Here is a 12019-nt window from a genome sequence, read left to right as displayed (position 1 = left end):
TGACCATTACAGCCTCAAAATACATAAACTCACAACAACTTGCTACTAATTTTTTCAACTGTTATGGAAAACGAAGTAGCATAACTAGTGCAAAACATTTTGCCACACAACTATATGAACATCTGTTTTCGCCAAGTTAGTTCGTACAACAAATGGTGTCATAAAAGTATGTTTTCTACAATCTCATCAAAAACATGCTTACCAATTTTTGGAAACAGGAAATCTTATTTTATATAAAATATAGAATTTTGATAAATTTAACTTTTTTGTGAGATTATGCAGTGATAAAAATAAATTGAGAGGGAAAGGTTATGGCAATAGAGAAGGAGAAGTTTTTTGAAATAATAAATGAGGTAAGTGAAAGTAGCGATTTGGATGAAGATAATTTACTTGAAAAAATAAAGAATGAGTTAAAAGGAAAAGATGCAGGAGAGTACAACAAGTTTAGTAAAAATTTTAGTAAAGAACATCAATTTAGTATAAAATTTTCAGAAGAAGCTGCAGAAGATTGGACGTTGTTACATCTTGATGCAGCATGCAACAATCTTTTGATAGCGGAATTTCTAATGAAAAAGAAAGCAAGTGTTAGCGCTCGAGTAAAAGATGGTTCTAAAAATGATGGGCTAACTGCTTTGCATATTGCTGCTTCTTGTGGACATAAAGACATGGTAAAACGGTTACTAAATGACAATCGAGTCAATCCTTCATTAAAAAGCAAAAATAAGACTCCAAGAGAGATAGTTGGTAATACAGAGAATAAAGAAGCTATAGAGGAAATGTTAAAGAAAGCAGAACAAAATTTTTATACAAAGCATGAGAAAAAAACTGATGTATCAGCAGATGTTATAAATTCTGTGAAACAATACAATACCATACGTAGTGGTGCACAGGCTCCTGTTACGTGCGAAAGTAGTGACAGTATAGTAAGTGAGCAATACTTACATGCTGGTGTTAAGAATATGGTAGAAAAATTTGAGTCACCGCAAAGAGGAAGTGTTACATATAGTGGTAAACAGACTCCTATTGGTGAAAGCGTTAGTAGTGACGACAACGGTTTAGCACTTGAAACTACGTTTGATACTTCTTCCTACTCCGAAATAAATTACGACGGGGCAGCTAATGAAGTTGATAACCAAACTTTAGAAAGCCTGCAAACTCAAGTTCAGTTGAAAGATAGCCAAATTCGGAAGTTAGAAAAGCCAGGTAAAGAATTAAAACATGTTGAGAAAGAACTAGAAAAATCAAAGAGTGACGTAGCTGGACATGAGACTCGGTTAGAAATAGTTGATAAGCTCAGTAAAGAGAATCAATCACTAAAGCAAAAAATAAAAGATCTGGAAAACGAGAATACAACACTTAATAGTGAATTAAGCAAAACCAAAGCAAATAAAGTATTACTAGAAAAAACAGAAAAAAGACAACTGTCTTTCTTAAAAATTGCTTCTGTAAACTTTGCAATCATGTTGACAGTAGGTGTTGCCTTTAGTATAGCCTTCCAATTACCAATTCTATTGATGATTGCAACTTCTGTGATGTCTTCATTGATAGTCGGTGGAGTTACATACGCACTATCACCGCAACCTACTGAATTAAAAGAAGTAAGTATTCAATGCTCAATGCAACATGATGCTTGTAAAACTTAACTTGTGCGCTTCCTGGTAATTTTGATATAGTTATTTCAGTTGAAATCTACAGGTTTACAAATGGCAATCTTAAGTGTAAGAGAAGCTTTATGCACAGCGATCAGAGAAGAAATGCAAAATGACCCTGATATATTTATCATGGGTGAAGAAGTTGCAGAGTATGATGGTGCTTATAAAGTAACGAAAGGATTACTGAAAGAGTTTGGAGAAAATAGGGTAGTTGATACACCCATTACTGAACATGGATTTGCTGGTCTTGCTGTTGGAGCAGCATTTGCTGGACTGAGGCCAATAGTCGAGTTTATGACTTTTAATTTTTCTATGCAGGCTATCGACCAAATTGTGAATTCCGCAGCAAAAACAAATTATATGTCGGGTGGACAACTTGGATGCCCTATAGTATTTCGTGGACCAAATGGTGCTGCAGCAAGAGTTGCAGCACAACATTCTCAGTGCTTTGCATCTTGGTATTCGCATGTTCCAGGGTTGAAAGTAATAGCACCTTACTTTGCCTCCGATTGCAGAGGTCTGCTTAAAGCTGCAATTCGTGACCCTAATCCGGTAATATTTCTAGAAAACGAGATCGCTTATGGACATGAGCATGAAGTTCCTGACTCTGAGCTATCAAACAAAGATTATCTACTTGAGATAGGCAAAGCTGCTGTTATACGGGAAGGAAAGGATGTAACTATCACTGCTTTTTCATTGAAACTAATGGATGCGTTAAATGCAGCAGATTTACTCTCTAGTGAAGGAATAGAAGCTGAAGTTATCGACCTCAGAACCTTAAGACCACTTGACACTGAAACAGTTATTAACTCTATTAAGAAGACCAATAGATTAGTAAGCATAGAAGAGGGTTGGCCATTTGCAGGAATAGGAGCAGAACTCTCAGCCATGGTTATGGAACAAGGATTTGACTACCTTGACGCTCCGGTTGTACGGGTAACCGGCAAGGATGTCCCCTTACCTTATGCTGCAAACCTAGAAAAGAAAGCATTACCACAAGTGGAAGATATAGTTGAAGCTGTGCACCAAGTCTGCTTTAGAAAGAAATAGTCCTATTGACTCTTTTTTTTATCTCCCGTTCCACATTCTTCCATAAAAGAGGCATTTGTAGAGTTTATACCACCCATTACTTTTATGACAATAGTTTTAGCGCCAAAAAACACAGCGCAAAATACACCGAGGGCGAAAAGAGCAGGCCACGGCATTCTACCAAATATTGCAAGTAAAGCTGCTCCTATTATCACTACGGTCATAAGCGGTCCACCTATTCCCCAAACGTAGCCAATAATATTACATATTACTTGAGCAGTTGTATCGTCATTAGAGTTAGCAGCACTTCCAACATGAGAAAAAGAAATAAATAATACTATAAGTAGAATACAAAAAACCTTTCTAATTGTAGGGTTCATCCCTATACCTTAAGTTTAAATATTATAATTATATCTAAAATAGTATAATTTTCAGTAAAACTAGCATTGTGATTTATACAATATTGCATAGCAAATGATGTCTATTGGTTATCAATCACTGTCAATTACTTGAGAGCTTATTTCGACTTTCAAAAAAGAGCAATAACACCCATGAGTAAAATTTCACATTACCACTTTTATGTGTTATGATAAGCTTAAATTTACAAAGAAAATAAAATTGAAAGAATTGAGAGAGAACCGGATAGCAAGAACGAGAAAGTTTTTATCTTCACTGTTTTTTTTGCTACTAATTGCGCTATCAATACGTAGTTTTTTATTTGAGCCATTTCATATTCCTTCTGGTTCAATGAAAAGCACTCTACTTGAGGGAGATTATATTTTTACTAGTAAATATTCATATGGTTATAGTAAACACTCTTTTCCATTTTCTCCAAACATCTTTAGCGGTAGAATCTTTTATACCCCTCCGGAGCGTGGTGATATAATAGTTTTCAAGCCTACAAGAAATGACAGCATTAGATTTGTTAAGCGGGTAATAGGAATACCGGGCGATAAAGTGCAAATGATAGAGGGGGAGTTATATTTAAATGATCAGAAAGTAAAGCGAAGACAAATTGAAAATTTTTTTGATTATGAGTCAAAGCGTAATATAGCAAGATACATCGAAACACTCCCGAGCGGCAAGGAGCATGAAATTCTAATAGGTAATCTTTCTAATGAGTTATCATACAATACTCCAGTTTATTATGTGCCTGATGATCAATTTTTTGTTATGGGAGACAATAGAAATAATTCTTTTGATAGCAGGTTTTCTGAAATTGGGTTAATACCAACTGAAAATATAGTTGGGCGCGTAAGCATGGTTGGTTTATCGTTTAAATTAGGCAAAGTTGATTGGTTGCCGTTTGATTTTAGGTTACCTATTGCTCTGAGATTTGACAGGGTACTTCACAAAGTTTTATGAACTCTATCTGTCTGCTGATTCGCATAATTCTAAAGCAGAGTTTTCTAACTCAGAGATAGCATTATTAATGTTGTCTAAGTCATTTTCCTGTAAAGCGTCTTTTGCGTTCTGTAGTAAAATTTTTAACTTTTGCTCAGTGGAAACATTTTCAACTAGATGTATGAGCTTGTTACCGTTAATTTTAGCCTCTGCAAGGGAACGAGCCTTCATGTCTTCATCAAAGTTACTTACTGACTGATTGACCATATCTTGAATATCTTCTTCACTTAAGCCAGAGCTTGAATTTATTTCAACTGTCTGTTCGACTCCAGTAGTTTTTTCTCTTGCAGTGACAGTCAATATTCCATCAATGCTAACTGTAAATCCTATTTCAACTTTTGCAGAACCTGCAGGCAATTGTGGTATACCTTTGAGTTCAAATCGTGCTAGAGATTTATTATCTTTTATCATTTCACGTTCTCCTTGACAAACGTGAATTTTCATTGCTGTTTGCCCGTTAGCGTAAGTTGTAAACTCTTTTATTTCTGAAACTGGTAGTGGTGTATTTCTTGGTATAATTTTTTCAACTATTCCCCCCATAGTTTCTATGCCAAGTGATAAAGGCAGCACATCAAGGAGAATATTCCTATCTTTTGAGTTTGAAGTTAAATAATGAGCCTGCAAAGCTGCCCCATTGGCAACTGCTTTGTCCGGATCCACATCATTCAGCACTTTATTGCCAAAGAGTTTGATTAGTGAATTTTGCACTAATGGCACTCTAGTTGCGCCACCAACTAAAATTACCCCTTTTATATCATCGATTTTAAGATCTATGTTGCTTATAGTACGAGTAACTATATTTATAGTCTTATTAACCAAAGGACTGATTGCTTGCTCGAATTCTTCTTTGGTAATTTTGCACTTAAATAATTCACCATTGATGCTGAATTCAAAAGTGCCAGAGGTATCTTCACTTAGGTACTCTTTTATAGCACGTATATTGCAGATACCAGTTTTAGTGTATGAATGTTGTAATTTGTAGGTAGTTGTATCAGATGGTGTCATTCCAGTGCTTGACACTGGAATCCAGTTCTTATTATATAACTTTCTGGTGTGTTCACTTGCAATCAAACTTTCTGGATCCCAGTGTCGGAGCACTGGGATGACACTAGAGCATTTTTTATTTAAACCTACCTGTTCTCTATACTTTTTAAGCACGATTAAACTAAGCAGATGATCAAAATCATCACCACCAAGTTTAGTATCACCACCAACTGCAAGAACTTGAAACACTCCTTGATGTAATTTTAATATTGAAATGTCAAATGTTCCACCACCGAGGTCATAAACTGCATATATGCCACTGTTATTGTTCTTTCCAATGGAGTAAGAAAGTGCTGCAGCGGTTGGTTCATTAATGAGGCGAAGAACATCTATGCCAGCTAATTTTGCTGCATATTTGGTTGCGTTACGTGCTGAATCATCAAAATAAGCTGGTACAGTAATCACTGCTTTGTTAACTTTCATCCCTGTGAATTTTTTTACCCTCTTGCATAGAGTTTTTAGTATCTCAGCAGAGATCTCAATAGGAGTGAGATACTTTTCTTCTGAGCATTTTACCCTAATAACTTTTTCACTTTCGTTATCTATTTCACAATTGATACCTTCTTTATGCAAGTCTTTAACACTTTTACCCATTAAGCGTTTTATAGAGCAGATAGCGTTTTCGCCAACATCGTAGCCTACTTTTAGTACATCCTTTTCATATGAAATGACAGAAGGTAATAGTTCACGACCTTGCTCATCTTTAAATATTTCTACATTGCCAGCTTTATTTACCATGGCAATTAAAGAGTTAGTAGTTCCAAGATCTATACCAAAAACTACCTCATTTGAACTTGGTTCAGAAATTTGAACTGGCCGCATTTTCCTTTATCTCCTCAAATGACTTATATAAATATCTCAATCTAAAAACTTGCGTAGCAGCTTCATCAAAATTTTTTGTAGCAAAAGCATTAATTAGGTTTTTAGTACAATCTTTTACCTTTTCATCAATCATCCTACTTGCAAATTGTAAATCATCGCAGTCTAGAAAGTATTCTCTTATTTCCATTGATTCATTTAATATTTCAGGATCAAGATGCTCTTTTTTGCTTTGTACGTCAAAAAGATCCAACAAATGTTCGGCACGCTTTAGCGGTGACTTCAGTACCTGATAAGCTTTGTTGATATTTTCCATATTTTTGGACTCTCTTTCATTTATATCAGTTTTGCTTAGCTCAATATATTTTTTCTCCAGCTCATCAAAGCTGATGTTAAAAGCCGGTTCAATTCCAAATAATGTGAAATGGTTGCTAGACATGAAAACTCTCTCCACAACCACATTTTCCTTTCTCATTAGGATTTTTGAAAATAAAACCTGATGAGAATTTTTCCTCTACATAATCCATTTCAGAACCAAGGATAAACATGATAGATTTTGGATCGATCAGCACCTTGACTTTTTGATCATCACTGCAGCTTTCTTCAATTACCGACTCCAAAGGACGAACATCATATGCATATTCAATATCATATTTTAAACCAGAGCATCCTTTTTGCTTAATTAGAACTCTTATTCCTATTGCTTCTTCAAGGTTAGCATGCTTCTTTTTGTCCAATAAAAACCTTACCCTCTCTACTGCATTTGCAGTTAGAGTGATAGGTTTTTTAACAGAATTTACTCCTTGAAATTCACTCATATTCCTCAATGTTTTTGTTTATTTTGATAATCATGAATAGCAGCTTTTATAGCATCCTCAGCAAGTACTGAACAGTGTATCTTTACTGGCGGCAAAGACAATTCTTCCACTATTTGAGTATTCTTTATCTTTGTTACATTCTCAATAGTTTTTCCTTTGATCATTTCTGTAAGCAAAGAACTTGAAGCTATAGCAGAACCACAACCAAAAGTTTTAAATTTTGCGTCTTCAATAACACCTTTATCGTTGACCTTTATTTGCAGTTTCATTACATCTCCGCATGATGGTGCACCAACTAGACCAGTACCAACATTTGGATCATTTTTATCCAGAGAACCAACATTCCTTGGATTTTCGTAATGATCTAAAATTTTCTCATTATAACTCATAGATTACCCGTAAACCATTACTTACATTATAACATATTTAGGTTAAAAACTAAAGTAAAATACACTAGCAAGCGGTACATTTTACTCACAAAATATATAGGTTACGAGTGTATTTACTTTACAAATACATATAGTGCATGTCATTCTTTATATGGTAATTTTAGAAGGAGTATTTCTTGAGTTTATTCAGTAATCTTTATCAAGGACTATTAAAAACCTCCTCCCGTTTTAGTGATGGAGTAAAAAATATTTTTTCTGGCAAAAAAAAATTAGATCAGTCGCTTTTAGATGATCTGGAAGAGCTGCTGATTAGCATGGATATAGGTCATAAAACTTCTAGATTGCTTATTGATAAGCTCGCAAGTATCAAATTTGAATCAGAAGTTGAACATAACATTATCACACAGCAGTTAATGAGCGAAATAGAAACAATATTAAACCCTGTTGTGCAGCCGCTCATTTTGAATAAAAAACCACACATAATAATGGTATGCGGAGTGAATGGTAATGGAAAAACTACAACTATAGGTAAACTTGCCCATAAATATAAGGAAAAAGGAAAATCCGTTATGCTTGTTGCGTGCGACACATTCAGAGCTGCTGCGAGTGAGCAATTAAATATTTGGGCAGAACGTTCTGATTGCTCTATTGTTACTGGAGAGCACGGTAGCGATTCTGCAAGTGTGGCATATAGAGCTGTAAATCAAGCGATAAAAGATAGCGTTGATGTTGTTTTGATTGATACAGCAGGAAGGCTACAAAACAATGTAAATCTCATGCAAGAGCTGTCAAAAATACATAGAACGATAAAGAAATTGGATGATATTGCTCCTCATGATGTTATTTTAGTTCTTGATGCAACTACTGGCCAAAATGCTTATAGCCAATTAGAGGCGTTTAGTAAAATGGTTGGTGTTACCGGGTTAATTGTAACAAAGCTAGATGGTACTGCCAAAGGTGGAGTAGTGATTGGGCTTGCAGAAGCTTATAAGGTGAAATTACACGCTATAGGAATTGGTGAAAGTATAGAAGACCTGAGGGAATTTACTGGCAAAGAGTTTGCTGAAGCGCTGTTTAAATGTGATTGAAGATCTCTTTAATTTTCTAATATGACCAAGCTTAATTATCATGAGAAGCCGTTTTTAGATGGTATCATTCCAGTACTTCCTATTTGAGTAGCCTTTTCTTGTCATCCCAGTCTGGGATCCAGATTGCAAGTGGGTTGGGTGAGCCGTTAACGTATAAAAATTACTTCCGCATATTTTCAATCTCATTATAATTACAAATAGAGATATTTTAAGAGCTCAAAATCTATCTTTAGTCTGCAGACTTTTTAATCAAACTTATTAAAAAATGTATTCTTCAGTGCATATCTGTCGTATGTGCACTGCATTTTTTTCTAACTCTTTTTTACACAGGAGGATTTTATGTCCAGAATTCCAGATACTTGACCTTTACTTTAGCTAAAAACCAACTGGTACCTATGGTTTTAGAAAGTGTAGGAAATAGAAACGTTTCTGTTTTTTGAGTAATTAAAAACCACTTCAGCTTGTCACTCATGCCTAAAAAGTTATTATATTAATGTAATATTGATACTTGTATACCAACATAAATATATTTTAAAAATTTAAGGAGTATATTATGACAATGTCTACCACAAATTAGTGAGAAATTAGCAGCTAGCGCAAAAAGTCTCTATGATGAGAGCGAAAAATTATTGCTTATAGCAGAGGAAATATATAATCAAGATCCAATGAATTTTTAATTACAGTAAAAACAGTAAAAAAAGAAGCCAGTGTCACCTACTCAGATGACATTATGGAAGCTGGGATAACATCCTTCCCACAAGCAAAATGTTCATGCAGATAATATTTAACTGTGATTGAAGATCTCTTTTAACTCTTTTATATGACCAAGCTTAATTATCTCAATATCATGAGAAGAATAATTGCCATTTTTAGGCATAATCGCTTTTTTAAATCCTAATTTTTGTGCTTCCCTTAGCCTGAGATCAGCATGCGAAACATTCCTAATTTCTCCTGAAAGTGCAACTTCACCGCAGATTATTGAAGAAGTTGGTAGCGGTAAATTTACTAAACTTGAAATAAGGGAAGCAGCAACAGCAAGATCAGCTGATGGTTCCTGTATTTTGAGTCCTCCTGCAATGTTTAGGTATACTTCTTTATCATGCAAAAACATTTTACAACGAGCACTTAGAACCGCGATTATCATAGCTAATCTATTAATATCCCAACCAACTACTGCTCTTCTTGGAGTTGCCATATTAGTCCTTGCTATTAATGCTTGCACTTCCATTAAGATTGGTCTTGAGCCTTCAACTCCTGCAAATACGGCGCTGCCAACTACTTCTCTATCATGTACGGTCAAGAATAATGATGATGGATTATCAACAGGCATGAGTCCTGCTTTAGACATCTCAAAAACACCAATTTCATTTGCAGGGCCAAATCTATTTTTAATAGTACGTAAAATGCGATATTGATTACTATTTTCACCCTCAAAATATAGTACTGTATCTACCATATGCTCCAGGGTTTTAGGTCCCGCTATTTGTCCATCTTTCGTTATATGGCCAACTATTAAGAGAGAAACACCATATTGCTTTGCAAGAACAGTCAATTCATGAGCGCAGGTACGGACTTGAGTTACAGTTCCTGGTGCTGATGTGACTTTGCTATCATACATAGTTTGTATAGAATCAATTATCAAGAACTTAATACTTTTATTTTTCCTTATTGTTGCTACTACATCAGTTAAAGATACTGTAGATAAAAGCTTAATTTTAGGTTCATTTATCTTAAGACGCTTTGCTCTGAGGCTCACTTGCTCTAAAGATTCCTCGCCAGATACATAAAGACATTCAAAAGAGGAAAGTTGTACAACATTAGCTGCAATCCTAAGCAAAAGAGTAGATTTTCCAATTCCAGGTTCACCACCAATTAAAATGCTAGCACCTTGAACGATACCTCCACCAAAAACTCTATCTAACTCTTCTATTCCTGTTAAAAAACGATCGGGGGTAATAATTTCACTATCTGATAACGCTTTTATTGAAATTGGTGCAGATGTACTTCTCGTTTCTGTTTTTAGTACTATTTCTTCGACAACCGTATCCCAACTGTCACATGCAATACACCTTCCTACCCACCTTCCAGTGCTATGACCGCAGAATTGACATACGTATGCAGTTTTCATAAAAGCCAAAATTATAATTGTAATAAAAATTAGCTAAATAAGTGAAATAAATTTAAATAGAGAAAATTACCAATCACACTTTTTATCTTGTGGTTTTATTTGCAATATTGCTACTAAGCTGACTAATAAGCAAAAAATTACATAAAGCCCAGCAGCAAAGTCTATTTTAGGAAACATTATAGTAAACCAAGTGCATATCATAGGAGTAAATCCACCATGCAGGGCATAAGAAATGTTACGTGATAAACTCACACCACTAAATCTAACATTAGTAGGAAAAAGCTCAGCAGTAACTATCCCTATAGGATTAATACCCCTCTCGATTATAGAAAGAGCCATCACACTCAACATAATTATTAGGTAGCTTTTATAGTAATATGCAATAGATAACATAGGACAACATATTACCATTGTTATCACTATAAATAAGATTGCAGTGCGTTCTCTTCCTGTTTTATCAGCTAAAATTCCAAGCACTATTGAAGATATCGGCATTAATATACTGGTTATAATGAGTACAACTTCGTTGACATACGTTGTTACATAAGTTTCAACAGACACTATTTCTTTTGCAATTGTTCTAAGAAATATGGTAAATCCAACAGCAACATTAACAGGTACAGATATTAAAATGGCAAGTATCAGGGCTCTTTTATAGCGTTTTGTAAGCTCTATTATTGGTACATTAGGTAAATTTCTTTGTTCTCGATTTTTTTCATACGCTGGAGTTTCTCCTAGTGTATATATACTATATGCGCTTATTAATCCTAAAATGGCTGAAAAAATAAACGGCAGCCTCCAACCCCAAGCGTTAAAATCAGTGGTTTTTTTACAAATGATCACTGCAACGACAGAGAGCAATATGCCAATGGAGCGACCAAAACTTATTATTCCAAAAAACATTCCTAGTTTTTTCTTATTAGGTAAATGCTCTATGAGATAAACAGAGCTACCTCCTTGCTCAGCGCCAAGTGCAACCCCTTGTATCAGATGGATTGTAAGAAGCAACATAGTAGAGGTTATTCCTATTTTACTATAACTTGGAATAAACGCAACGAGACTAGAAGGAATCGATATTAGCAAGATAGCAATCGTTAACGCCATTCTCCTTCCATACCTATCACCAATGTGACCAAATACAGATGCACCAAGTGGTCTTACCATTGCACCCAGTCCTGCAATTCCAAACAATTGCAATATGCTGTAGTAGATATCTTTTGCATAACAAAATTCTCTACTAATTATATTAACCAGATCAATAAAGAGCATATGGTCATACCATATTGCGATTCTACAGAGTATTGTTGCAATCAATACTCTTGTTTGTTGATTGTACACTTAGTTTAATTTGTAAATGTCTACTTATTTTTATTTTGGCTGCTTTTTAGAACTTTGCAACTCAAGCGTATGGCTTATATGTAAATATTATTAAAATTGGAACTTGCATAACCAGCCAGTCTGGGATCAAATAAAAAAATCTGGTCATCCGCTGGAATGACATGGTGGAATGTCCTTCTTGTCATTCCAGTACTCCTTTTCTTGTCATCCCAGTGCTCCGACACTGGGATCCATTTTTCCATCATCAGAAACGTTGATTACTTTTATACTCGTAAATTTAACTGGATCCCAGTGTCGGAGCACTGGGATG

At 35.0% G+C, this 12019-nt stretch carries 11 protein-coding genes; 4 read left to right on the top strand and 7 right to left on the bottom strand.

Annotation, left to right across the window (positions count from 1 at the left end; all coding sequences use genetic code 11):
• Positions 1-311 precede the first annotated feature (311 nt).
• Complete coding sequence (locus tag ACE38P_RS07675; RefSeq protein WP_374699809.1) at positions 312-1643, top strand: ankyrin repeat domain-containing protein; 1332 nt, start codon at positions 312-314, stop codon at positions 1641-1643.
• A gap of 60 nt (positions 1644-1703) precedes the next feature.
• Positions 1704-2702 carry a pyruvate dehydrogenase complex E1 component subunit beta gene (locus ACE38P_RS07670; protein WP_264375491.1) on the top strand — a complete coding sequence of 333 codons (999 nt, stop codon included), beginning with the start codon at positions 1704-1706 and terminating at the stop codon, positions 2700-2702.
• A 2-nt stretch (positions 2703-2704) separates the two neighbouring features.
• Here the strand turns inward: ACE38P_RS07670 and ACE38P_RS07665 are convergent, their stop codons facing one another.
• Positions 2705-3061, bottom strand: a complete 357-nt coding sequence (locus ACE38P_RS07665) for a TrbC/VirB2 family protein (protein ID WP_007302624.1) — start codon at positions 3059-3061, stop codon at positions 2705-2707.
• A gap of 199 nt (positions 3062-3260) precedes the next feature.
• Here ACE38P_RS07665 and lepB point away from each other — a divergent pair, with 199 nt between their 5' ends.
• Entirely contained in the window at positions 3261-4046 is a 786-nt protein-coding gene (gene lepB / locus ACE38P_RS07660; RefSeq protein ID WP_374699808.1) for a signal peptidase I, read from the top strand.
• Positions 4047-4049: 3 nt separating this feature from the next.
• On the opposite strand, the gene ACE38P_RS07655 is transcribed toward lepB, so the two are convergent.
• From ACE38P_RS07655 to iscU, 4 genes are read right to left on the bottom strand one after another with little or no spacing between them, the layout of a single operon-like run.
• On the bottom strand, positions 4050-5951 hold the full coding sequence (locus ACE38P_RS07655) for an Hsp70 family protein (RefSeq protein WP_374699807.1): 1902 nt from the start codon (positions 5949-5951) through the stop codon (positions 4050-4052).
• Positions 5929-6387, bottom strand: coding sequence for an iron-sulfur cluster co-chaperone HscB C-terminal domain-containing protein (locus tag ACE38P_RS07650; protein WP_006012616.1), 459 nt, complete (start codon positions 6385-6387; stop codon positions 5929-5931). The genes ACE38P_RS07655 and ACE38P_RS07650 overlap by 23 nt, the downstream gene beginning before the upstream one ends.
• Entirely contained in the window at positions 6380-6766 is a 387-nt protein-coding gene (locus tag ACE38P_RS07645) for a HesB/IscA family protein (RefSeq protein WP_006012614.1), read from the bottom strand. Before ACE38P_RS07645 ends, ACE38P_RS07650 begins: the two co-directional genes overlap by 8 nt.
• A gap of 5 nt (positions 6767-6771) precedes the next feature.
• Positions 6772-7155: a Fe-S cluster assembly scaffold IscU gene (gene iscU, locus ACE38P_RS07640; RefSeq protein WP_007302620.1), complete on the bottom strand. Its 384-nt coding sequence runs from the start codon at positions 7153-7155 to the stop codon at positions 6772-6774.
• Positions 7156-7331: 176 nt separating this feature from the next.
• Between iscU and ftsY the strand changes: the two genes are divergently transcribed.
• Entirely contained in the window at positions 7332-8243 is a 912-nt protein-coding gene (ftsY, locus tag ACE38P_RS07635; RefSeq protein WP_374699806.1) for a signal recognition particle-docking protein FtsY, read from the top strand.
• A gap of 784 nt (positions 8244-9027) precedes the next feature.
• Here the strand turns inward: ftsY and radA are convergent.
• Complete coding sequence (gene radA, locus ACE38P_RS07630) at positions 9028-10371, bottom strand: DNA repair protein RadA (protein WP_052264751.1); 1344 nt, start codon at positions 10369-10371, stop codon at positions 9028-9030.
• A gap of 66 nt (positions 10372-10437) precedes the next feature.
• Entirely contained in the window at positions 10438-11709 is a 1272-nt protein-coding gene (locus tag ACE38P_RS07625) for an MFS transporter (RefSeq protein WP_017532551.1), read from the bottom strand.
• Positions 11710-12019 lie beyond the last annotated feature (310 nt).

The sequence above is a fragment of the Wolbachia endosymbiont (group A) of Limnophora tigrina genome (assembly GCF_964263225.1).
Taxonomy (GTDB): Bacteria; Pseudomonadota; Alphaproteobacteria; order Rickettsiales; family Anaplasmataceae; genus Wolbachia.
This window is presented reverse-complemented; position numbering and strand designations above follow the sequence as displayed.

Bases quoted from the DNA above. Each gene is read 5' to 3' on its own strand.
- ACE38P_RS07675 (WP_374699809.1), top strand. From the start codon at position 312: ATGGCAATAGAGAAGGAGAAGTTTTTTGAAATAATAAATGAGGTAAGT.
- ACE38P_RS07670 (WP_264375491.1), top strand. From the start codon at position 1,704: ATGGCAATCTTAAGTGTAAGAGAAGCTTTATGCACAGCGATCAGAGAA.
- ACE38P_RS07665 (WP_007302624.1), bottom strand. From the start codon at position 3,061: ATGAACCCTACAATTAGAAAGGTTTTTTGTATTCTACTTATAGTATTA.
- lepB (WP_374699808.1), top strand. From the start codon at position 3,261: ATGTGTTATGATAAGCTTAAATTTACAAAGAAAATAAAATTGAAAGAA.
- ACE38P_RS07655 (WP_374699807.1), bottom strand. From the start codon at position 5,951: ATGCGGCCAGTTCAAATTTCTGAACCAAGTTCAAATGAGGTAGTTTTT.
- ACE38P_RS07650 (WP_006012616.1), bottom strand. From the start codon at position 6,387: ATGTCTAGCAACCATTTCACATTATTTGGAATTGAACCGGCTTTTAAC.
- ACE38P_RS07645 (WP_006012614.1), bottom strand. From the start codon at position 6,766: ATGAGTGAATTTCAAGGAGTAAATTCTGTTAAAAAACCTATCACTCTA.
- iscU (WP_007302620.1), bottom strand. From the start codon at position 7,155: ATGAGTTATAATGAGAAAATTTTAGATCATTACGAAAATCCAAGGAAT.
- radA (WP_052264751.1), bottom strand. From the start codon at position 10,371: ATGAAAACTGCATACGTATGTCAATTCTGCGGTCATAGCACTGGAAGG.